The following is a 21,087-nucleotide window of genomic DNA, read 5'->3' on the forward strand; positions in this document are numbered from 1 at the left end:
CCTCATAGAGATGGGGCGCTCCTGCCAAAATAATTCTAATAGGAGAAAGCACATGAAAAGCCAAATCAGACGATCTTTGGTGAGTGGTAGTTTATGGGCGCTGATTGGCATTACCGATCTTCAGGCAGCTAACTTAGTTGACTTCGCCAGGCTAGGTAATGACTTGACGCCATTCGGCGCAGAAAAAGCCGGGAATGCCAGCGGTACTATTCCCGCTTGGAGCGGCGGTTTAACTAAGGCTCCAGCCGGATGGCAACCCGGTCATGGTGATCCTTATGGTTCTGACAAACCGCTCTATTCAATTGATGGCAAGAACATTGCCGAATATCAGGCACAACTGCCAGCGGGTCAGATAGCTTTGATGAAAGCCTACCCAGGTTACCGAATGGATGTCTATCCGACACATCGCAGTTGTACCTTCCCAGATGAGATCGGCAAGCGCACCAAAGAATTCGCTGCTCAAAGTAAGATTGGTAGCGATGGATGGCATCTAGAGCAAGCCGCCGGTGCATCGATCCCCTTTCCGATACCGCAAAACGGCATCGAAGTCATGTGGAACTATAAGCTGCGCTATATGGCTATGGGGCGGCGTGCGCAGTACTCGCTGTTATTAAGAGAGAGTGGTGGAGCGCTCGCAGAGTTCAAACAGTGGTCCAACGAGTACTACCCTTATAACGACACAGCAGTAAAAAGCCCGGCCGACCTCGAAAACATTGGTAGCAAACAACTCTACGATGTGTTGTCGCCATCCGCCCGTGCCGGAGAGATGTATCTGGTGCACGACTATCTGGATAAACCACAGGACTCATGGATCTACTTTCCGGGCCAACGCAGAGTACGCCGTGCTCCTTCATTCGCCTACGACAATCCAATTACTGGTACCGACAGCCTTTACTTCGTCGATCAAATTAACATGTTCAGTGGAGCCCTGGATCGCTACGATTTCAAGCTGGTTGGTAAGAAAGAAATGGTAGTGCCATACAACTCATACAAGTTGATCGACAAGGCCAATAAGTATGTCGATCTCATCGGCCAGGACTACCTCAATCGTGACGTGCAACGTTACGAGAAGCATCGCGTTTGGGTGGTGGAGGCTACGGTCAAGGCTGACAAGCGGCACACATTTGCCAAGCGCGTGTTCTTCATCGACGAGGACAGTTGGGCGCTATTGCACGTGGACATGTACGACGCCAAAGGCAATCTCTGGCGTGTACAGGAAGGAAGCCTTTGGGCCGATCCGCAGATCCAGTCCTGTACCAGCTACGAGTACACCAGTTACGACTTGATCGCTAGACGGTATATCGCCGATGGCTTTACTCAAGAGGGTGAGGTGCTTGACTTGACAGCCGGCGTTGAAGGACGCGTCAGCGACAAACTTTTCAACGCCAGCGAGTTGCGCCGTCGCGGCGAACGCTAAGTCTAGTTAGGGGAAGAACTCATGAGCAACAACAAAGAAGACACGGCGTCAGCCGTGCCGGGGTTCCTGCGCTCGAAAAACACCCTTGCTATCGCGATAGTGACCACTTCAAGTCTAGTTTGGATAACTCCCAGTCACGCGATGCGATTCGGTTCTGAGGATAATATATCCGGGAGCTTTGATTCTACGTTGTCGTATGGCATGGCCACACGCATGCAATCACGCGATTGCCATTTGCTAGGCGGCGACAGCGGTGGTTGCAATGATGGCACTAATACCGGTACGGGACGGTTCTACAATCTCGAAAAAGGTAACGGTTACGCAAATGCTGATATCAGCTACACCAATGCGGACGACGGTGACCTTAACTACAACAAACACGATGTGTTCTCCAGCGTGCTCAAGGGAACTCATGAGCTGAGTCTGAATTTCGGAGATGGTTGGAGTGCCCTTGGACGGGTGAGTTGGGCGAAAGATTTCAAGATGGATGATACTCGGCGTACTGAGCTTGATGATAATGCCAATCGTGAAGCTACCGAGCGCATTGATCTGCTGGACTTGTGGGTGGCCAAGAGTTTCGATCTGGCGGAGATGCCCGCCAAGGCCAAGGTGGGCAATCAGGTAATCAGCTGGGGCGAGGAAATTTTCGTCACTGGCGGGATTAATCAAATTAACGCTATCAACTTACCAAAATACCATACGCCTGGCACTCAGCTTAAGGAGGTCTTTGTCCCGGCACCGATGGCCTCGTTCAATCTAGGGTTGACTGAGAACCTGAGTCTTGAGACCTACTACCAATTCAAGTGGAATGCCTATGGTCTGGACCCGGTTGGTACCTACTATTCCGGAACTGATGTGGTGGGTGAGGGCAACCGGCCTATCTACTACTCAACCAGCTATGTTGATGGCCTTCTTGGCGCTGGCACCTGCCAGGCGCTGACGCCAACCGGCCATTGCGGCGAGCCGCTAATTAGCGGTCTCGACGACGCGACCCTAGTCGCGAATGGACTGGCAATACCGTATGCCGGTGAGCGTAAGGCAAAAAACAGTGATCAGTACGGTGTTGCCCTGCGTTGGACGGTAGAGGACATCGCGACCGAGTTCGGCTTTTTCTACGAGCGCTATCACGACAAGCTGCCCTTCGTAGGCTACACCGCCATATCCAATCCGGACGCCTTAGTAGTCGACAATTATTACTGGAACTACGGAGAGGACAAGGACCTTTACGGTCTGTCACTCAATACCATGGTCGGCCCTGTGGCAGTGGGTGCGGAATTGTCGTTCCGTCCAAACGACAGCGTCGGGATAGATCCAACGGTACCCTTCGGTTCGGCGTTCACCGGTCAGTTCAACCAATACAGCGTGTTCGATACAGGTAGGCAAAATGGCTTCGTCGAGGAAAAAAAATGGCAGGCTCATGTGAATGCCATCTACACCTTCTCGGCTAGCGATTCGCTGGGATTTATTCCCTTGAGCGTGGGGGCCTCAGACGGCTTTGTGCTAGCTGAAGCGGTGGTCACCCGTTATCCGGATCTAGATACATCGGGCAAAACGCCGTACTTCCTTCCGGACTATTCGCTACCGGACAGGACCTCGTGGGGGTATGTAACCGAACTGGGTATTAACTACCCGAATGTGTTCGGTACTGGCATCACCGTCACGCCGCAGTTGGACTTCACTCATGATGTCAACGGAACTTCACCGAACGCCTTACCGTTCGTTGAGGGGCGTAAATCCCTCACCAGTGCATTGCTATTCAACTACCGAGACCGCTGGAAAGGTGGTTTGCAATGGGTTCAATACTGGGGTGGCGGTGACAACAATTTAATGGCTGATCGTGACTTTTTGAGCGGCAATATTTCTTACTCATTTTGATTGAAGGCCGAGGGCGGGGTAGTCCCGCCCAATGTCGTTTATCGAGCCAATTCAGGAAGACAAACCCATGCTGGCTTCCCTAGTGCTCTGGCTAGAGCGCTTCTTTTTTCGTTTTCGTTTGTCCACGCTTATCGTGTTGGCCTTGGTAACTTTGGTGATGGGCGGCTACGCGTCGCAGCTACGTATGTCTGCCGGCTTCGATAAGCAGTTGCCTCAGCAGCACGAATTTATCAAGACCTTCAACAAGTACCGCGATGTGCTTTTCGGTGCCAACCGAGTCATCGTGGTGTTGCATACCAAGGGCGGTGATATATGGAATAAGGAGGCTATGACCAGGCTTTACGACTTGACTCAGACGCTGTTTTTCATGCCTGGTGTCGACCGACGTACTGTGACTTCGTTGTGGACGCCAAATACCCGAGCAGTGCAGATCACCGAAGAGGGGATGAAAGCAGAGGACGTGGTTGGCGGTGACGTTACCGTCGGTACTCTCGATGATCTCGCCATCGCTGGCATCCGCGAACGCACCATCATCGGCGGCTTTGTTGGTAGCTTGGTAGCTAACGACTATTCCGGCGCTATGGTGGTGGCGGAGTTGGCTGACCCCGACCCGCAGACGGGACAGCATCTGAACTATTTGGACTTCAGTCAACGTCTTGAAAGTGAGGTAAGGGCCAAGTACGCGGACGATAAATATGATGTGCAGATCATCGGCTTTGCCAAGCAGATGGGGGATATCGGTGCAGGCGCCACTTCTGTGATTGGCTTCTTCGCATTGGCATTTTTACTGACTATGACAGCCGTCTTTTGGTACACCCGCTCTTGGGCACTGACGTTTTTACCCTTGTGTTGCTCACTGGTGTCTGTTGTCTGGCAATTCGGCACGATAACGTTGCTAGGCTTCGGCCTCGATCCGTTGGCGATTCTTGTGCCATTTCTGGTGTTTGCCATTGGGGTGTCCCATGGGGTACAGCAGGTCAACTTCATTTCCAAGGAGGTTTGTGCTGGGGCGGATGGCATGACTGCCGCGCGTCGAAGTTTTGCAGGGCTCTTCATACCCGGCACTCTGGCCCTGATTACAGCCTTCGTAGGCTTCGCGACATTAGTACTAGTGCCGATTCCGATGATCCGAGAGTTAGCGATTACTGCATCGGTCGGAGTGGCTTACAAAATCATTACCAACCTAGTCATGTTGCCCGTTTTGGCAAGCTATTTACGGTATGACAAAGCTTATGTCACGCGTGTCGAACGTCTACGTCTTGGGCGCGATAAGGTCATGCTTAAACTTGGGTGTGTTGCCGAAATACCCTATGCAGCGGTGGGCTCAGTGCTATGCCTGGTACTACTGGTTATTGCTGTATGGCAGAGTCAGGGTAGACACATCGGTCATGTATTGCCCGGAGCCCCCGAACTGCATGTTGACTCGCGTTACAACAAAGATGTGGCAAGTGTAGTCAAGCACTTCGGTCTCGGTTTGGACTTGTTCACTGTGGCTGTAGAGACTCCGGTGAATGGCTGCTACAACCGAGAGGTCATGGCTTATACCGACCGCTTGACCTGGTTCCTCGCCAACTTACCAGGTGTACTTTCTGCGCAATCGCTGCCAGCACTGACCAAGCTTTCTGCCTCTGGGGTGAATGAAGGAAATCCGAAGTGGACGGCGCTGCCGGTGGACGAGTCGTCCATTGGTGAAGCTGTGCGTCAGGTACCGGAAGGATTGCGTTTATATAACGCCGATTGCACCTTGCTGCCCATTAATCTTTATCTCGTCGACCACAAGGCAACTACCTTGAAAGCGGTCGTGGGAGCGGTGGAGCAATATCGAGCGGAGCACCATATGGATGGTGTCACGGTGCGGCTGGCCAGTGGGAGCGCCGGCGTCCAAGCAGCCACCAATGAAATAGTAGAAAGCTCTGAGCTGCCAATGATGCTCTATGTCTACCTAACAATTGTGCTGCTGGTCTTATTGGTTTATCGCGATTGGCGGGCGATGGTCGCTTGCTGTCTGCCGTTGACCTTGGCGACATTCCTTGGGTACTGGTTCATGAAAGTCCAGGACATCGGTCTGACTGTCGCCACCTTGCCGGTGATGGTGCTCGCTGTCGGTATCGGCGTGGATTACGCCTTCTATATCTATAACCGACTGCAACTGCACTTGGCCGAAGGGCAGGACATCGTCAGCGCTTTCAAACAGGCACTGCGTGAGGTTGGAGTGGCGACGATCTTTACTGCCATTACCCTTTCAATCGGCGTTGCTACTTGGTCGTTTTCAGCATTGAAATTTCAGGCTGATATGGGGCTGCTTTTGACCTTTATGTTCATGGTTAACATGTTAATGGCCATTACCTTGCTGCCGGCAATTGCCGTGATGCTAGACGTGCTGATTCCGCGCAGGGGGCCAGTACGTGCTCCCCTGATGGCGCATTGATTAGGGAGCAGAAAAATGACCAAGAAAGATTTCACCCCTTTGCGCCTGTTGGTAGTCGTTGCCTTGCTAGTGGCAGCAAGCCAGGTACTTAGCTGCCATGCAGCCGAGTTTACTCCCGCCATCCAGTTGGCGCGCTCGCAACAAGCGCCATTGGTGGCAGTAGGGCACGCCGGCAGCGAGCTGGTTGCAGTGGGTGATCATGGCGTAGTTGCGCTTACGGCGGATGGCCATATCTGGCGACAAGCGAAGGTGGTTCCCGTCGACACGCTGCTGACTGCACTTAGCTTTGTAAATGCTAGCAATGGCTGGGCCGTCGGCCATGGCGGTGTGCTGTTGAAAACCCAAGATGGCGGCGAAAACTGGACGTTGCAACAGCGCATGGAAGGGGAGCCTGTACTGCTTTCTGTGTGGTTTGAAAACTCCCGCCACGGCATCGTAGTAGGTGCTTACGGTTATGCCAGCGAAACTCAAGATGGTGGACAAAGTTGGCAGCGTTTGAGTGTTAGTGCAGATGGTGACGACCTGCATTTCAATCATATTTTCGCCGGTCAAGATCGCAGTTTGTTTATTGCGGCAGAGGGCGGAAACGCATACCGATCAACAGATAACGGTGCGACGTGGGAAGCACTTGATACTGGCGCCACTGGCTCTCTCTGGAGCGGAACCACCTTGAGCGACGGCCGTATCTTGTTGGCCGGTATGAGCGGGCGACTGTTGCTTAGCAAAGATCACGGTGACTCTTGGCAGGAACTGGATAGTGGAACTCATGAGGCGATTACCGCAGTGGCTCAGTTGAACGATGGGCGGGTGGTTGCGGTTGGCAACGGCGGCTTAGTGAGCGTCTCCGATTTGGACTTACGATATTTTCGCGCCAATGTTCGCGCAGACCGTCTAAATCTTTCTGCCTTCGCATCTCTGAACGATGGCCAGCTTGTTCTGCTTAGCCCGCAGGGGGTGTTAGCGCAGGACCTTTCCCTCGCGCGAAAATAGGCCCAACCAAATCTTCGAGGGCCAGGTTTTCACCTTCCGCTGAAAAACGTCTGTCGACTCCGTACACCAATGGATCGCTCCAGGCGTTTTTTTTCGTCCGCAGAATCAGGCTGTTTTTTTAAACCACAGTTTTAGGAGCGCCCATCGTTACTCGCGTCACCAGATGTCATCGAATCTGTCGTCTGGTGGCAAGCCAAGAGTCTGTCATTTTTTTACAGTCAGACTCGCGTTCAGGTGAAGTTTACTGATGACGTTCCTGTTATATCCCAAGCTGATGGAATCCTTTTTATGCTTATGTCTCCGGTCCGATATCTGCTGTGGTGCGGTCTATCGTTACTTCCTTTTGCGACCCCTGTGATGGCGCAAATAGAGCCGGAGCAGGCTTACGTTGCAACTCTCACCGCCCATAAGGACCAGAGGTGGTTCTGGGTGTGGGGTAACAATGCTCCGAACATGGTCGATGGACGTGCTTATTTGTTCGATGCCGATGGCAAGAATCTTGGGCAATTGAGTACGGGTATGTGGTTCAACAGCTTACTTCCCTCACACAAACGGGACGAACTATATGCCATAGAGACTTATTTCAGCCGAGGCACGCGAGGCATCCGCTCGGACATGATCACCGTCTATGACGCCAAGACGCTCAGCCCCAAGCGTGAAATTTCTATTCCCTCGAAACGACTCAATGCTTTGACCAATACCGGACTAAGTGTTCTCTCTGATGACGAGCGCTTCCTTTTGGTACTCAACTTCACTCCAGCGCAATCGATTTCAATTGTTGACCTGGAAAACAACCGTTTCGTTTCCGAGGTAGCAACGTCGGGTTGTGCCTCAATTTATCCAGCTGGCGAACGTGATTTTTACTCAATTTGCGGCAATGGCGGTTTCCTGCATCTGCGTCTGGACGAGCAAGGCAAGCCCAACGTCATGGAGCGTACTGAGCCGTTATTTGATCCGCTTAAAGATCTCCTGCTTACCGCCGCTTCGCGCATGGGTGATACATGGTATTTCGTGTCTCAGCAGAATCAGGCCTATGCAATTCAGATGAACGCGAGCGGCATCCAGTTAACTCGACGATGGTCGCTAATTAGCGATGAAGAAAGGGCTGATGGTTGGAGTATCGCTGGGAATCAGGGCACTGCTCTGCATCAGGAAAGTGGAAGGCTATTCGTGCTGATGCACAAAGATAAGCTGGAGAATTACCAAAAACCTGGCACTGAGGTTTGGGTTTACAACGTGAAGACCAAGCAGAGAATCACGCGGATTGAACTCAAGGAACAAAGCACCGCCATCGGCGTCAGCCAAGGTCCGCAGCCATTGCTCTATAGCGTCGACTGGATAGTACCAATGCCCTTCCTATTCACTACCTGGATCTACCTCACTGAGGGTGAGGAAGGCCTGGTGCCTCTGTTGCGCCAAGGTGTCAATTTGTATGACGCCGATAATGGCAAGCACCTGCGCAGCATCGGTGATTTGCCAGTGGGCTTTCTGAACATGGTGCAGCCATGGTGACGCCCTCAGCTGTGGTGAGCTGCCTCCACGATCCGGTTTTGCACGTGGCTGTGAGCCTGGGCCTCACTTTGCTTTTAGGTGGTTCGGCCTTGCATAAACTGCGCGACTCCACGCGCTTTCAAGTGGTGCTGAGTAGCTATCGCTTGGTGCCCAGCAAGTTGCTGCGTTTCGTAGCGAGCGTACTGCCACTTATTGAGTTGATCGCGGCTCTTGGCGCATTGATGAGTCTCTGGATTCCCTTATGGGCGTCGTTGGCTACGGGTCTGTTGATGTTGTATGCCGGTGTGTTGGCGGTGAGCGTACGTCGCGGCACAGCAATGGAGGATTGCGGTTGCCACTTTGGTAATCAGCGGCAAGCGCTTAGCGTTGAGCTGGTGTGGCGCAATCTACTTTTAGCCCTGCTGGCGGCCAACCTGCTCTACCCGATGATCGAGCGCACGCTAGGTTGGTTTGATCTTGCTATCACATTTTTTGCGTTGCTAACCGGCGCGATTTTCTACCTGCTGGCGAACTTGCTGGTCGCCACGCGTACTTCCCAACGAGATCTATTGCGATGAGTGAATCCTTATGAATCACGCCCTTATTATTTCTAGCCTACTAAATTGGGTCGCGACGCTAGGACTGGCTTTGGCTGTGTATGCACTGGCTCGCCAGATTGGTCTGCTGCATGAGCGCATTAAGCCAGTTGGCGCTCTGTCGTTGGGCAAGTCGATTAAGGCAGGAGAAGTCGCGCCTGGCTTCAGTCTGCCTAGTCTCACTGGCGGTTCGATTAGCCTGGGAGGTGTGAGCGCTGGCGGTCAGAATACCTTGCTGTTTTTCCTGTCCGAAACCTGTCCCGTTTGTAAAACACTGCTACCGATACTCAAGTCAATTCGATCTCAAGAGCGCGCGAGTCTGCGGATCATATTAGCCAGCGATGGCGATACGGACAGACACCGTGAGTTTATCGATACCCACAGACTTCAAGACTTCCCTTATGTGCTGTCGAAGGATGTCGGCTTGGCGTACCAAATTAGCAAACTGCCCTACGGCGTGTTGGTTGATGCAAAGGGGACCGTGGTTTCTCATGGCCTGATCAATACACGTGAGCATCTGGAAAGTTTATTCGAGGCTCAAGCCATGGGGTATGCGTCTATGCAGGCCTACCAGTTAGCCCAATCGGTTGTTGATACCCCCATGTACAAGAAGGTGCTTTAAGCATGGCTATCAGATGGTTTGACGAGGCAACCGAACTCCTTACCCGAAAAACCGCTCGTAGTACCTCGCGCCGCAGTTTTCTTGGTGGATTGGGAACTTTGTTAGTAGGGGCCGGCGCGGCCACATTGCTCCCGGTTTATCGAAATTCTGCGTTTGCCCAAACGACTGTTTCGGAGGAAGGTGATCCGAACGCTTGCGAGTACTGGCGCCACTGTGCGATCGATGGATTTCTCTGTGGTTGCTGTGGAGGTTCGTCGAGTAGCTGCCCACCTGGCACTGTACGCTCGGATATCACCTGGATTGGCACCTGTCGCAACCCTACTGATGGCAAGGACTATGTCATCTCCTATAACGACTGCTGTGGTAAGTCTAATTGCGGTCGCTGTGTTTGCCAGCGAGATGAAGGTGATGCACCAGTTTACCGGCCGCAGAGTTCAAACGACATCAACTGGTGCTCTGGCAGCCAAGCAGACATGCCGTATCACTGTTCGTTGTCGGTAGTGATCGGTGTAAAGGAATAGCGCCATGTGGGCATTTCCTATCATTTTTGGGATGGCAACGTTTGCGCTACTCACGGTCGGCCCGGTTTCAGCCACCGAGCAGCGCCAGTTCGATTACATGATCAATTGCCAAGGTTGCCACTTAGCCGATGGCAGCGGTAATGCGAGCCGCCAAGTTCCTTCCTTTCCTGGGCAATTAGAAAAGTTTCTCAGTGTTTCAGGTGGTCGTGAATATTTGGCGCAGGTGCCAGGTTCTGCCCTTTCTGGGCTGAGCGACGAGCGCCTTGCCGGGGTCTTAAACTGGATGCTAGAAGAGTTCAGCACTACGGCATTACCAACTGATTTCAAACCCTTTACGGGGGGGGAAATTCACCCGTGGCGGGACCAAGTACCTATCGACGTTGGCAAAATACGTGAAGAGTTATTGGAGCGCATTGTTCAAAAAGAAAAACAATACCCGATTGGAGCACTAACTCATGAAGAACTTAACTAGTGCGTGCCTGCTTTTACTTGGTTACGCACTGACTGGTCAGGCAGCAGATGAGTCTACTCTGCTAGCCACGTGCAACGCGTGTCATGGCGCACAAGGTGAGGGCAACGTAACGCTTGGTGCTCCTCGCCTTGCCGGTCAACACGCCAGCTATCTGTCACAACAGTTGCAGAACCTTAAGGCCGGTAAACGAGGTTATGACCCACAAGACAACGCCGGAGCAACGATGCGGGCAATTGCGCAGACCTTGAGCAATACGCAAATTGATGACCTGAGTGCCCGCTTTGCAGCTTTACCATCTCCGCCAGTTTCCAGCGGGCCATTGGATGGGTACCAGAAGGGCGCGGCGCTTTATCAACATACCTGTGCCGGTTGCCACGGCCCCGTTGCCGAGGGGTTCGCATTCTTAAAAACGCCGAATCTGCGCATCTTGGATGATTGGTACATCGACAAGCAGCTCTCGAACTATGTGCGTGGTGTGCGCGGCAGCGACCAACATGCGGACCAGCTAGGCGTCTGGATGCGCGGTATTTCGCTGCAAGTCAATGAGGCTGAAGAGCGGCAGTCGATCATTGGCTATATTGGCACTCTATCTGCCAAACCATAATTGCTCCGTGCTGGGCATTGGAACTAGTTCATCAGATATCTGGTTCACTTTCACGTTTCGTTGTTTTCCTGGGGCTGAAGTTTATAAAGAGTGCATTGCTGACAACGCTTGCTATACAGTCTTATGGGCTAGTTTAGTGCTTGATGCGTGATCTATGTCGGTGAGTTGGAGTTATAATTACATAGGTATAGACCAAAGCTGGAGAGTTAACGAACGTCCATTACGGGTTGGAGCTATAGTGTGGAGGGTTCACTTTTTCTACACGGTATTTTTACCCGTTGATTAAGCCAGCATGTAACGCGCGGATTAATGGGAAGATTCCCCTTCAGGCTCAAAATTTTTAGATCGGTTGGCAGTATCACGGTTGCCTTAGGGGGTGCAGTCGGTTATGCGCAGTTTTCAAACGAGGACGCCTTGCAAGACTGATGTGTCATCGCCCGCCATTTTTGCCGTTTTTACGTATCCCATGCGCGCGAATTTTCGCATGATGCTCCACAGAATATCGGATGGTGCCAGAAAATCAGAAATCTAGTGCATCAAAGTAACTTAATTACATAACGGTGTCGTAGAATTTGCCCCATATGGCTGAAGTTAACTGAGCTTTTCATCGTCCTGCCGGGTGGAGTAGTGCTGCGGTTTTCGTATTGATGTTTTTTATGTCATTTAAGCCCGGTTGATCCTCTGCTTCCACAACCATTACTTTTCGACAATGCCGTGTATGAAGTGACGTTCTTTGCTTGCTTATCAAATATTAGCACCGTGCCAATTGATCAAAGGTCGATCCTGAAAACCATGTGGCCAAAGCGCTGGGGATGGATCAAATTTACACACCACCGTTTTTGGAGCATTCCCCAATGACTGATACCGGTTCTAGCCTAACGATTACAAAGGTGACAGATGCTTATTGGCGGGTAATCATCAGCAACCCACCGATCAACCTGTACGACCCCCGAATGTTTGCCGACTTACGCATTTTCATGGATGCCGTCGAGCAAGACCCGTTGGTAAAAATCGTCGTGTTCGAAAGCGCGGACCCCGACTTTTTCATCGCTCATTACGATGTCGTACGGGGGCAGGAAATGCCTAACAGTCCTGGGGCGGCACCGTTTACCGAATGGCCGGATTTTGTGGCGCGATTATCACAGTCGCAGGTCGTCAGCGTTGCTTTGATTCGTGGACGTACGAGGGGGCATGGAAGTGAGTTTGCCTTAGCCTGCGACATGCGATTTGCGAGTCTGGAGAAGGCGACTTTCGGTCAAATAGAGCTGGGGCTTGGCGTAGTGCCAGGAGGTGGGGCGATAGATTGGTTGTCACGACTCGCTGGCCGCTCACGCACCCTTGAGATCGTCTTGGGCGCCGATGATTTCAGTGCACTGAATGCGGAACGTTATGGCTGGATCAACAGAGCACTGCCTGACGATGAGCTAGACGGTTTTGTCGACAACTTGGCGAAACGGGTTGCGGGCTTCGACAAGCAAGCTATTCAACTGGCCAAGCGCTTGATCAACGCGCGATCCAACGTTGTATCAGAGTCCGATCTGCGCGATTCAAACCTTGCGTTTATTCAGTCAACTCAATGGAGTGAGGTCCAGCCTAGGGTGGCTCGCGCGCTACAATTGGGGTTGCAGCAACCGGGCGACTACGAACTCAATCTTGGAACACACCTTGCGGATTTGCACGAGCAAACCAAGTAAACGGCCCTGCGCTTAAGCATGTCGACGAAAGGGATGTTAAGCAATCTAGTTCCACTAGCAGAACAAAAACTCCATTGCCGATGAAGAGTTACACGCCTGTTCAGTAGCCTATGTTGCTGAGTCTTGGTCGTGCTGTTAGCGCAAAGCTGTACTCTTGAAAATTGTTTCGCTGTACAAAACTTGAATTCCCTTTGGCCCGCTTTCCAGCAGTCGCCGTTCACCATCTGCGATCAGGAGTTCAAGAGTGTATCCAGCTTCGCTCAGGCAACGCGAGATGTCCTGCACCGCATCTGCTGCCCAAGGCGTATCTGATTCAAAATGCCCCAACAGCTTGTCGCTTTTGCGAACGATGAGTCGAAATTTATTCATCTTGGTTTTCTCAGCTGTTCAGCGCTTCTGCTTGGTGGAAAAGCACGTAGTGAATGTCGTACGCGTTATGGGTAAGAAATTGCAGTGTTTCTTGCGCCGCCGCAGCGAAGTATCAAAATGCGCAGTAGGCTCCTGCGAGCGCTATTCGACCGAAACTGGCATTAGAGTCGAGTGGTGTTATCGCCAGCAATTGATCGAGTCGTACCTCGGCCACGCCCTGGCCCTCTTCATTCTCCAAAACGAGAAATTCTTCCTTGCTCGGAGCGGTGCGTGTGGTCAGCGCCCTGGCCACGAAACCTGGCCCTTGGAGCAGTTCGATATGCAGGTCGTATTGGTGCATACAGGCTATCTCCAGGTAGTCATGCAGGTCGCAGTTCAGGGGCTGATACGCTTTCATCTAATTTCTCCTAGCAGCCTTGTAGCTTAATGATGAAGTAGCCTTGGCTGACTATTGCGGCAGCAACTTCTGGATTGGCGGGTTCGCTGTGACAGAACTGGCAACGGCTCAGTTCGATGTCAGCATCCTGAATTCCTCGATGTATCATCCATTCGCTTGCGTACTGCTTGGCGCGAGTCTCATCGTTGCCCTCGATCAAGACGTCGAAGTGCAGGTATCGTCCATCGCGCGTGCGCACATGGGTATCAAAGACATTCACTTTCATTTTTTGTTGTCCTTCCAAGTGGCGGGCAACGACAGATCACCGGATGCGACATCCCAGACGCTAGATACGCACAGCAGCGGATTGTGGAGGTCGGCATTAACTTGCAGTGCGGCAGTAACACCGTCGTAGTTGAAACTTTCCGGGAAGCCAACGGCGGCTAACGGCACCCGTATCTGTGCGGCGTTTTTCTTGACGTTGAGCGCATAGCCGGGCGAGTCGATGAAAATTGGTGCTCCAGGCCAAGTAGATGGCAGCTTGGGCTTGGCCCCCTCAGGTATATCGCGGACTTTGAGGCCGCTGGCGCCGCAACTGGCGTCCTTGGTCAATACCACCCAATGTGAGTGCCACAGACCACCATCGTTGCCTTTGTCGCCGTCGGCATTTTCGTCCAGTTGAGGGGTGTCGTCGAAGTCAGGGTGCGAGGTCAACGCCAAGGCAAGGATGCCCGAGCCTTTCTCAAAACCCACTGATCCGCTATCCAGACTGGTAGGCCAGACGTAGCTGTAAACCTGGGCGCCCGCGAAACTTCCTTTGGCCGCAGGCTTGCGGCTTCCAGCCTTGCCATCGACCAGTTGTTCAAAAACCAGGTCCTGACCGTCTTTGAAAACGCGGGTGTTAACTAAGTCGAAAGCTGCTTCGACCTTTGCGGTTTTTTCGCTGTGGATGCCCTCTGGGCCATGGGCCCAAGCAGTACCAGCAAGCAGTGTTGAAAGCGCAAATGCGATAGGCGTCTTCATGCTCAGCTCCTTATTTCAGATCGGCGATAGCCGCGCCAAAGTTCAGGTGCAATACCTGACCTTGATACACAAGCGCTGGTACTGACTCGACCCCTGCCAATTCGGCTTCGGTCACCCGGTGTGGTTGTTCGCCGAGATGTACAACCTCAATTTTAAGCGACGGGTCCAGCAGGTTGAGCAGCGTCTGTTCGGCCGAAATGCATACGGGACAGCCGGCATGGTAGAAGCGAGGATTGGCCATAGGTGTTCTCCAATTGGTATCGAGTCGATACCTAATTAGATTACGCCCAGAATTCCATTTGTCAAGATAGTTTTTAGTCGATACTATGTTGATAGGAGTGACCCATGACTGATTCAAACTTGTTCGATCTGCTCGAAAGATTTTCCAGCCTGACCCGCATCTGGTTTCGTCAGCATCCGTCGCTGGCAGAACTGCAACCCATTCAGTTGAGCGCGCTTATGTACTTGGCGCGCTGCAACAACTACTCCAATACCCCGCTCGGTGTGACCGAATACTTAGGCTTGACCAAGGGCACAGTGTCGCAGTCGCTTAAGGCATTGGAAGGCAAGGGGTTGATTGTTAAAAGCCAGGATGCGCGAGACAAACGCAGCGTGCATATGCATTTGACCGATGCCGCGCGAGGCGTGCTGGATGCGTCATTGCCGCCCGCCTTTCTCGCCATGGGTGAAGCGCGCATGGGCGCGCGTGGAGTCCAGTTGGCGACGCTTTTGAGCGAGTTGCTCAGTGAAGTTCAGCGCAATACTGACATTCCGAGCTTCGGGCTTTGCGCGACCTGTCGTTTCCACGAAGAGGTCAATGGGCTGCCATTCTGCGGCCTGACTCAGCAACAATTAGCTCCTATCGATGCAGAATTGATATGTCGCGAACATCAATTAGCGATCTCCACGTGAGCCTTCCAATGTCATCTTTTGACATGCAATTTAGCTGTTGTGCGTGATCAGTACGTGATGTCGGCGACAGCAATCCGAATAATCAGTTGAGCGAATCTACAAAGCGGCGAGGTGGAAATGTCTGACTTCTCGACTATTAAGACGATCCTGACAGGCAAGGCAGTGCCCTATACACGAAGAGGATCGTTGAGCGGGATTTCGAAGTCGCCTCGTCATCAGGTCACCGTGACCGATATGGGTATGGTCGGAGACGAGCAGGGTGATCAACGCGTTCATGGCGGGCCGGAGAAAGCGATTCATCATTACCCCTTCGACCATTACTCCGCATGGGTCCGAGAGCTTGGGCCGATTGCCCTATTGCAAGCCCCTGGAGCATTTGGTGAGAACCTCAGCACGCTGGGATGGACCGAAGAGACGGTTTGTCTTGGAGACTGCTTTAAGGTGGGTACTGTCACTTTACAAATTTCCCAGGGACGAATGCCCTGTTGGAAACTCAACGACCATTTGGCTGTGAAGGATATGTCCTTGCGGGTCCAGCAGTCCGGCCGGACGGGCTGGTATTACCGAGTGCTGGAAGGGGGCACTATGGTCACCGGTGATCGGATCGAACTGGTAGAACGGCGCTATCCAACCTGGAGCGTCACACGTGTCGCCTCAGTGCTTTTTAGCTCCGAGTTCAATAACGAACAGATTGAGGAATGTCTCGGTTTGCCGCTAACTGCCTCTTGGCGACGAACCCTTGAAAAGCGGTTGGAAAAAAGCCAGATCGAAGATTGGAGCCCGAGACTGGAAGGTCCTCGGGTCTAGGGCAGTTCTGCCTCGCGTAAATGCCTCGTCCATCATAGGACCGGGATCCTCGCCAGTTACTCGTCCGTCACGTCACCGAACCCGGTTCGCAATTTGCCGGTTTTACGTAGCCCACCTGTTGGCATTTCTGGATCATGCGTTCCTTCAGAAGATTTGGATGGTGCCCAACGGCTGAGCGCTGCCAGTGGTTAATGGACTACACAATGCTGGCGAAATTGACGCGAAAGTCCCACGTGCACTGAGCTGACCATTTTGTTCGAGGGGCAGGGCATGCGACGTTTAATGTGTTTGGTCGTGACTTCAGCTGTGAGCGTTCACTTGTTAGCCCATGAGCCTGGAGGTATCGACAGCGCTAAAAGTCAGACAGATGCCGCGTTTGATCTGGTTCATACACACATTTATCGCGATGGAAGCAATCTCGTCTTTCAACAAATCGTCTCTGGCACGGCAGGCAGTAGTACGCCCAAAGCCACCGGTAAATTCGCCGGGTCAGACGTATATAGCTATGTCTGGCCAACTAGTTTGGACAGTGACACCGTAGGGTTCGAGCCCAAGTCCGGCATCCTGGCGCTGGCGCTCACCTCCCACCCCGATTTCGACGACACCCCACAGCTGGATGAAAACAAGGACGGTAAAAAAGACAACGATGGCGGGTTATGGCATTCCCATTGGGTCGTTCTGACGAAGGAGGCCAGTTGCGGGCCTAGCGGCCTCAAGGTTCGAGACATCCCCAAAGATATGAAGCCAAAGATGCCAGCCACATGGCCTGGCGTACCGCTGTATATCGATTCTCCCGGCTATGGGCTCAAGGTGTCCAAAGACACGGTCACGATCCAAGTCCCGTTGGCGGCCGTCGGCTTTCCTGAAACCTTCAAGTACGACGGTGTCACGGCGGGGTTGAAGGTCAACGCTGACCTGCACGATCCGCTGCTGTGTGTCAGTTCGGTATGGGATGTCGCCTCGGGTGATCTTTCATTGCCGGCCACGTGGAGCACCAAGGATAAACCTTGAGTCGCAACACACTTGTTCTTAACAGTTGCTGGGAGGTTCTGATGAGTGATGTCATTTATTCTAGCGAAAGCACCGGTTTACTACTGGTGGATCCTTACAACGACTTCCTTAGCGAAGGTGGCAAGCTCGCCGGTCTGGCCAAGGTGGTGGCTGACGAGGTCGACACGCTGAACAATTTGCGCCGGGTAGTCACCGCAGCTCGTACAGCAGGATTGAAAGTTTTTTACGTACCGCATCATCGTTCGACTCCGGAGGATTTTCAGGGGTGGAAGCATCCCAGCCCTTATCAGTTAGGAGCGGGTAAAGCGCAGGTATTTGCAGCGGGTAGTTGGGGAGGCGAATGGCACCCGGATTTCGTGCCGCAACCTAACGACGTCGTCGTAAAGGAACATTGGGGCGGCAGCGGCTTTGCAAATACGGATCTAGATTTTCAGCTCAAACAGCATGGCATCGATACGGTCATCATCGTAGGGATGCTGGCTAATACCTGTATCGAGACGACCGCCAAATTTGCGGCGGAGTTGGGTTATCACGTCACGCTGGTGAAGGATGCGACCGCAGCGTTTTCCAGGGAAGCCATGACCGCTGCCCATGTGATCAATGGACCAACCTACGCGCATGCCATCGTTACCACTCGCGATCTGGCTGAGTTGCTTTAATGCCTTCAGAGGTCAATCTGATGAACGATAAAACGCTCACTCACGCTACCGGTGCACCGGTGGTCGACAATCTCAATAGCCAAACGGCCGGCCCACGTGGGCCGGTGTTGTTGCAGGACATCTGGCTGCTGGAAAAGCTAGCGCACTTCGACCGTGAAGTGATTCCTGAACGGCGCATGCACGCCAAGGGCGCCGGCGCTTACGGCACTTTTACCGTCACCGCCGACATCAGTCGATATTGCAAGGCCAATGCACTGGCCGAGGTCGGTAAACAGACGCCCGCCTTTGTGCGTTTTTCCACGGTGGCCGGTGAGCGTGGTGCGGCGGATGCCGAACGCGATATTCGCGGTTTCGCGGTGAAGCTGTATACCGAGGAAGGCAACTGGGACATCGTGGGCAACAACACGCCTGTGTTCTTTTTTCGCGATCCCCTTCGGTTTTCCGACTTGAACCATGTGGTCAAGCGCGACCCGCGCACCGGGCTGCGATCAGCGACTAACAACTGGGATTTTTGGACGCTCCTACCTGAAGCATTGCATCAGGTGACGATTGTTATGAGTGACCGGGGCATTCCCTCCAGTTACCGGCACATGCACGGGTTCGGTAGTCATACCTTCAGCCTGATCAATGCGCGGAACGAGCGTGTGTGGACCAAGTTTCATTTCGTGTGCCAGCAATCGATTACTAACCTGAGCGATAGCGAAGCGGCACAGGTCGTTGGCAATGACCGCGAAAGCCATCTGCGTGATCTCTATGAGTGTATCGAGCGTGGGGAATTTCCGAGCTGGAAATTGTGCGTACAGACCATGACTGAGGAACAGGCGCGTGTGCATCGGCACAACCCGTTCGACTTGACCAAGATCTGGCCTCATGCAGAGTTTCCGCTTGAGGAAGTGGGCATTCTGCAATTGAACCGTAATCCCGATAATCATTTTGCCGAGGTGGAACAAGCAGCTTTTTCCCCGGCCAACATTGTTCCTGGAGTGAGTTTTTCACCTGACAAAATGCTTCAGGCGCGCCTGTTTTCTTATGGTGATGCGCAGCGATATCGCCTCGGCGTGAATTTCAATCACATCCCGGTCAATGCGCCGAGGTGCCCGTTCCACAGCTATCACCGTGACGGGGCCATGCGCACCGATGGCAACCTCGGCTCGACATTGTCTTACTACCCCAACAGCTTCGGCGAGTGGCAGGACCATCGGCAACTACACGAGCCGGCATTGGCGCTTGAAGGCGATGCGGGGCATTGGGATCAGAGCATCGTTGAGGACCATTTCGAGCAACCCGGCAACCTGTTTCGTCTTATGACGCCGCTTCAGCAGCAGCAGCTTTTCGACAACACAGCGCGGGCGATGGGCGACGCGCCGGTGATGATCAAGCATCGACATATCGACAATTGCTCGAAAGCCGACCCGGCCTATGGTGCCGGTGTGGCGAAAGCGTTGGGCTTGAATCTGGTCGCGCAGGAGTTACAAACGACGAACTGAATCCGGGGCATCCAGCAGACCAGAAGGAAGCAGGTAAGCAGGCCACCCCATTTGGCAATCTGTCATCGGGAGAAAGATCATGAGTAATGGTGATTTGAACAAAAAAGCACTTGTGGTCGTTGATATCCAGAACGACTACTTTCCAGGAGGCAGATGGGCACTTTCCCACGTCGAGGACGCTGCCGCACAGGCGGCTCGGGTGATTGACCGGTTCCGCGAGCGGGGTGACCTGGTGGTCCATATCCGCCATGAATTCAAGGACGAAAATGCGCCTTTTTTTCGCCCCGGCAGCGAGGGTGCTCAAATACACGACAGTGCGAAGAATCGCGAGGACGAGCCGGTGGTGCTCAAGCACTTCATCAATTCGTTTCGTGAGACCGAACTGAAAGCCATCCTCGACCGGCATGGGATCAACGAAGTGGTTGTAGTCGGCAACATGAGCCACATGTGTGTGGATGGCATGACTCGCGCAGCCGTAGATTTCGGCTACACCACGACGGTGTTGCACGATGCGTGCGCCACGCTAGACCTTGAGTTCAACGGGGTCAAGGTTCCCGCCGCGCACGTGCATGCGGCATTCATGGCGGCGCTGAGCTTCGGTTATGCGCCAGTCATCTCCACCTCGGAGTACCTGAGCCGCTGAACCGTTGCACCGAGTGGGCAGATGGACGGCCATGCGCGTTCGTCTGCCTACCGTTTTTGTAGTCTATGCTCATCGTCTGGACCGTTTTGGCGTGGAGGCTGCCTTCCACTATATGGGTTGAGTGAGGTGGGCGATGCAGCTGATCTGTTCAGAGTTCGACGAATTCGAAGAAGCGTTATACGGGGTGCAAGGCCGGTACGTGCTGCGCACGCGGCAGCAGCGCGATTGGCAACTCAACGTCGTTGACTTGAACGGCGTAGCACTGATGAGTGGCCGCGAGGGCGCCGGCACGGTTTACACCGGCATCGGCCTGCCAGGTTACTTCAACATCTTTCTACCGCTGACGGGGCATGAGTCCACGGTGGTCGACGGCCATCTCTTCAACCGCCGACGAATCGGCTGGATGGTGCCCAATGCCATGTTCCACATCAACGCGAAAAGCCCGGCCAGTTGGCTGACGGTGGCGATGTCCTGCGAGTTAGTGCTCCGATGGGCGTCGGTACGTGAAGATGAGTTCGACTTTTGCGTGTTGCATCGCAACCTCGTCAGCAACGCCCAGCGCAATCTCGGCCCATTGTTGTGGCTGGCACGTCGTCTGTTCCACATCGAGGCCCAAGCCCCCGAGGTTCTGCACAACGAGGAAGCTGAGGAGGCCGCGCGCCGGGAGGTGATGGATGTGGTCTTCCGCATGCTGCTGCCCGTAGACCCGCTTCACGCCGCACCACGGCACCATCGCGATCACAGAGAGATACTCAAGCGTGCATTGGAGTTGCTGGATACGCTGGAGATCCAGTCCGTTTACACTGAAGACATCTGTCAGGCCACCTGTGCCTCGGAACGCACGGTACGCAATGTATTCAACGAGTACCTCGGCATGAGTCCGCATCGATATCTGATGATCCGCCGCTTGCATGGGATACGCCACGCCATCCGTCATGCTGGTTCGGAAGATACAATCACCAGCATTTGCGCACGCTTTGGGGTCTGGGATTTTGGCCGTTTCGCCAGCCTGTACCGCCAGTATTTTGGAACGCTGCCGGCGCAATCGCTCAAGGCCACGAAGGCGTTGTCGCATCCATGATGCTTGAGA

The 21,087-nt window shown here is 53.3% G+C and carries 23 protein-coding genes; 18 read left to right on the plus strand and 5 right to left on the minus strand.

The window, feature by feature from the left end; genetic code table 11:
- Positions 1-52 precede the first annotated feature (52 nt).
- The 11 genes from NRG23_RS02770 to NRG23_RS02820 all read left to right on the plus strand — a co-directional run bounded on the left by NRG23_RS02770 (position 53) and on the right by NRG23_RS02820 (position 12,710).
- A complete protein-coding gene (locus tag NRG23_RS02770) occupies positions 53-1,417 on the plus strand; it encodes a DUF1329 domain-containing protein (protein ID WP_257373674.1) in 1,365 nt (454 codons plus the stop codon).
- A gap of 21 nt (positions 1,418-1,438) precedes the next feature.
- Entirely contained in the window at positions 1,439-3,292 is a 1,854-nt protein-coding gene (locus tag NRG23_RS02775) for a DUF1302 domain-containing protein (protein ID WP_257373675.1), read from the plus strand.
- A gap of 67 nt (positions 3,293-3,359) precedes the next feature.
- Positions 3,360-5,720, plus strand: a complete 2,361-nt coding sequence (locus NRG23_RS02780; RefSeq protein WP_257373676.1) for an RND family transporter — start codon at positions 3,360-3,362, stop codon at positions 5,718-5,720.
- A 15-nt stretch (positions 5,721-5,735) separates the two neighbouring features.
- Complete coding sequence (locus tag NRG23_RS02785; RefSeq protein ID WP_257373677.1) at positions 5,736-6,710, plus strand: YCF48-related protein; 975 nt, start codon at positions 5,736-5,738, stop codon at positions 6,708-6,710.
- 288 nt (positions 6,711-6,998) lie between these two features.
- Positions 6,999-8,222: an amine dehydrogenase large subunit gene (locus NRG23_RS02790; RefSeq protein ID WP_257373678.1), complete on the plus strand. Its 1,224-nt coding sequence runs from the start codon at positions 6,999-7,001 to the stop codon at positions 8,220-8,222.
- A complete protein-coding gene (locus NRG23_RS02795) occupies positions 8,216-8,779 on the plus strand; it encodes a MauE/DoxX family redox-associated membrane protein (RefSeq protein WP_257373679.1) in 564 nt (187 codons plus the stop codon). Before NRG23_RS02790 ends, NRG23_RS02795 begins: the two co-directional genes overlap by 7 nt.
- Positions 8,780-8,789: 10 nt before the next feature.
- Complete coding sequence (gene mauD / locus NRG23_RS02800; RefSeq protein ID WP_257373680.1) at positions 8,790-9,419, plus strand: methylamine dehydrogenase accessory protein MauD; 630 nt, start codon at positions 8,790-8,792, stop codon at positions 9,417-9,419.
- A 2-nt stretch (positions 9,420-9,421) separates the two neighbouring features.
- Complete coding sequence (locus NRG23_RS02805) at positions 9,422-9,940, plus strand: methylamine dehydrogenase light chain (RefSeq protein WP_257373681.1); 519 nt, start codon at positions 9,422-9,424, stop codon at positions 9,938-9,940.
- A 4-nt stretch (positions 9,941-9,944) separates the two neighbouring features.
- Entirely contained in the window at positions 9,945-10,412 is a 468-nt protein-coding gene (locus NRG23_RS02810; protein ID WP_257373682.1) for a hypothetical protein, read from the plus strand.
- Entirely contained in the window at positions 10,396-11,016 is a 621-nt protein-coding gene (locus NRG23_RS02815; RefSeq protein WP_257373683.1) for a cytochrome c, read from the plus strand. Before NRG23_RS02810 ends, NRG23_RS02815 begins: the two co-directional genes overlap by 17 nt.
- Before the next feature lie 854 nt (positions 11,017-11,870).
- Positions 11,871-12,710, plus strand: a complete 840-nt coding sequence (locus NRG23_RS02820; RefSeq protein WP_257373684.1) for an enoyl-CoA hydratase/isomerase family protein — start codon at positions 11,871-11,873, stop codon at positions 12,708-12,710.
- A gap of 135 nt (positions 12,711-12,845) precedes the next feature.
- On the opposite strand, the gene NRG23_RS02825 is transcribed toward NRG23_RS02820, so the two are convergent.
- The 5 genes from NRG23_RS02825 to NRG23_RS02845 all read right to left on the minus strand — a co-directional run bounded on the left by NRG23_RS02825 (position 12,846) and on the right by NRG23_RS02845 (position 14,719).
- A complete protein-coding gene (locus NRG23_RS02825; RefSeq protein ID WP_257373685.1) occupies positions 12,846-13,079 on the minus strand; it encodes a cytoplasmic protein in 234 nt (77 codons plus the stop codon).
- A 112-nt stretch (positions 13,080-13,191) separates the two neighbouring features.
- Positions 13,192-13,476 (minus strand): Rho-binding antiterminator, encoded by a 285-nt coding sequence (locus NRG23_RS02830; RefSeq protein WP_257373686.1) that lies wholly within the window; start codon positions 13,474-13,476, stop codon positions 13,192-13,194.
- A gap of 10 nt (positions 13,477-13,486) precedes the next feature.
- Entirely contained in the window at positions 13,487-13,741 is a 255-nt protein-coding gene (locus tag NRG23_RS02835) for a DUF2024 family protein (RefSeq protein ID WP_257373687.1), read from the minus strand.
- Complete coding sequence (locus tag NRG23_RS02840; protein WP_257373688.1) at positions 13,738-14,478, minus strand: hypothetical protein; 741 nt, start codon at positions 14,476-14,478, stop codon at positions 13,738-13,740. The genes NRG23_RS02835 and NRG23_RS02840 overlap by 4 nt, the downstream gene beginning before the upstream one ends.
- A 10-nt stretch (positions 14,479-14,488) precedes the next feature.
- Positions 14,489-14,719 (minus strand): thioredoxin family protein, encoded by a 231-nt coding sequence (locus tag NRG23_RS02845; RefSeq protein WP_257373689.1) that lies wholly within the window; start codon positions 14,717-14,719, stop codon positions 14,489-14,491.
- 104 nt (positions 14,720-14,823) lie between these two features.
- On the opposite strand from NRG23_RS02845, the gene NRG23_RS02850 reads away from it, so the two are divergent.
- The 7 genes from NRG23_RS02850 to NRG23_RS02880 all read left to right on the plus strand — a co-directional run bounded on the left by NRG23_RS02850 (position 14,824) and on the right by NRG23_RS02880 (position 21,078).
- Positions 14,824-15,390, plus strand: a complete 567-nt coding sequence (locus tag NRG23_RS02850; protein WP_257373690.1) for a MarR family winged helix-turn-helix transcriptional regulator — start codon at positions 14,824-14,826, stop codon at positions 15,388-15,390.
- 117 nt (positions 15,391-15,507) lie between these two features.
- Entirely contained in the window at positions 15,508-16,197 is a 690-nt protein-coding gene (locus NRG23_RS02855) for an MOSC domain-containing protein (RefSeq protein ID WP_257373691.1), read from the plus strand.
- 270 nt (positions 16,198-16,467) lie between these two features.
- Positions 16,468-17,208 (plus strand): hypothetical protein, encoded by a 741-nt coding sequence (locus tag NRG23_RS02860; RefSeq protein ID WP_257373692.1) that lies wholly within the window; start codon positions 16,468-16,470, stop codon positions 17,206-17,208.
- 41 nt (positions 17,209-17,249) lie between these two features.
- Positions 17,250-17,867 (plus strand): isochorismatase family cysteine hydrolase, encoded by a 618-nt coding sequence (locus tag NRG23_RS02865; protein ID WP_257373693.1) that lies wholly within the window; start codon positions 17,250-17,252, stop codon positions 17,865-17,867.
- A gap of 20 nt (positions 17,868-17,887) precedes the next feature.
- Entirely contained in the window at positions 17,888-19,354 is a 1,467-nt protein-coding gene (locus NRG23_RS02870) for a catalase (protein WP_257373694.1), read from the plus strand.
- A 94-nt stretch (positions 19,355-19,448) separates the two neighbouring features.
- Positions 19,449-19,997: a cysteine hydrolase family protein gene (locus tag NRG23_RS02875; RefSeq protein WP_257375119.1), complete on the plus strand. Its 549-nt coding sequence runs from the start codon at positions 19,449-19,451 to the stop codon at positions 19,995-19,997.
- Positions 19,998-20,130: 133 nt separating this feature from the next.
- The gene (locus NRG23_RS02880; RefSeq protein WP_257373695.1) at positions 20,131-21,078 is read left to right on the plus strand and encodes a helix-turn-helix domain-containing protein; all 948 of its coding nucleotides are present in this window, start codon (positions 20,131-20,133) and stop codon (positions 21,076-21,078) included.
- The last annotated feature ends 9 nt before the right edge of the window (positions 21,079-21,087 follow it).

This window comes from Pseudomonas sp. T8 (assembly GCF_024610635.1).
GTDB lineage: Bacteria > Pseudomonadota > Gammaproteobacteria > Pseudomonadales > Pseudomonadaceae > Aquipseudomonas > Aquipseudomonas chlororaphis_I.

Excerpts from the sequence above, each read along its gene's own strand:
- NRG23_RS02770 (WP_257373674.1), top strand. The coding sequence starts at position 53 with ATGAAAAGCCAAATCAGACGATCTTTGGTGAGTGGTAGTTTATGGGCG.
- NRG23_RS02775 (WP_257373675.1), top strand. The coding sequence starts at position 1,439 with ATGAGCAACAACAAAGAAGACACGGCGTCAGCCGTGCCGGGGTTCCTG.
- NRG23_RS02780 (WP_257373676.1), top strand. The coding sequence starts at position 3,360 with ATGCTGGCTTCCCTAGTGCTCTGGCTAGAGCGCTTCTTTTTTCGTTTT.
- NRG23_RS02785 (WP_257373677.1), top strand. The coding sequence starts at position 5,736 with ATGACCAAGAAAGATTTCACCCCTTTGCGCCTGTTGGTAGTCGTTGCC.
- NRG23_RS02790 (WP_257373678.1), top strand. The coding sequence starts at position 6,999 with ATGCTTATGTCTCCGGTCCGATATCTGCTGTGGTGCGGTCTATCGTTA.
- NRG23_RS02795 (WP_257373679.1), top strand. The coding sequence starts at position 8,216 with ATGGTGACGCCCTCAGCTGTGGTGAGCTGCCTCCACGATCCGGTTTTG.
- mauD (WP_257373680.1), top strand. The coding sequence starts at position 8,790 with ATGAATCACGCCCTTATTATTTCTAGCCTACTAAATTGGGTCGCGACG.
- NRG23_RS02805 (WP_257373681.1), top strand. The coding sequence starts at position 9,422 with ATGGCTATCAGATGGTTTGACGAGGCAACCGAACTCCTTACCCGAAAA.
- NRG23_RS02810 (WP_257373682.1), top strand. The coding sequence starts at position 9,945 with ATGTGGGCATTTCCTATCATTTTTGGGATGGCAACGTTTGCGCTACTC.
- NRG23_RS02815 (WP_257373683.1), top strand. The coding sequence starts at position 10,396 with ATGAAGAACTTAACTAGTGCGTGCCTGCTTTTACTTGGTTACGCACTG.
- NRG23_RS02820 (WP_257373684.1), top strand. The coding sequence starts at position 11,871 with ATGACTGATACCGGTTCTAGCCTAACGATTACAAAGGTGACAGATGCT.
- NRG23_RS02825 (WP_257373685.1), bottom strand. The coding sequence starts at position 13,079 with ATGAATAAATTTCGACTCATCGTTCGCAAAAGCGACAAGCTGTTGGGG.
- NRG23_RS02830 (WP_257373686.1), bottom strand. The coding sequence starts at position 13,476 with ATGAAAGCGTATCAGCCCCTGAACTGCGACCTGCATGACTACCTGGAG.
- NRG23_RS02835 (WP_257373687.1), bottom strand. The coding sequence starts at position 13,741 with ATGAAAGTGAATGTCTTTGATACCCATGTGCGCACGCGCGATGGACGA.
- NRG23_RS02840 (WP_257373688.1), bottom strand. The coding sequence starts at position 14,478 with ATGAAGACGCCTATCGCATTTGCGCTTTCAACACTGCTTGCTGGTACT.
- NRG23_RS02845 (WP_257373689.1), bottom strand. The coding sequence starts at position 14,719 with ATGGCCAATCCTCGCTTCTACCATGCCGGCTGTCCCGTATGCATTTCG.
- NRG23_RS02850 (WP_257373690.1), top strand. The coding sequence starts at position 14,824 with ATGACTGATTCAAACTTGTTCGATCTGCTCGAAAGATTTTCCAGCCTG.
- NRG23_RS02855 (WP_257373691.1), top strand. The coding sequence starts at position 15,508 with ATGTCTGACTTCTCGACTATTAAGACGATCCTGACAGGCAAGGCAGTG.
- NRG23_RS02860 (WP_257373692.1), top strand. The coding sequence starts at position 16,468 with ATGCGACGTTTAATGTGTTTGGTCGTGACTTCAGCTGTGAGCGTTCAC.
- NRG23_RS02865 (WP_257373693.1), top strand. The coding sequence starts at position 17,250 with ATGAGTGATGTCATTTATTCTAGCGAAAGCACCGGTTTACTACTGGTG.
- NRG23_RS02870 (WP_257373694.1), top strand. The coding sequence starts at position 17,888 with ATGAACGATAAAACGCTCACTCACGCTACCGGTGCACCGGTGGTCGAC.
- NRG23_RS02880 (WP_257373695.1), top strand. The coding sequence starts at position 20,131 with ATGCAGCTGATCTGTTCAGAGTTCGACGAATTCGAAGAAGCGTTATAC.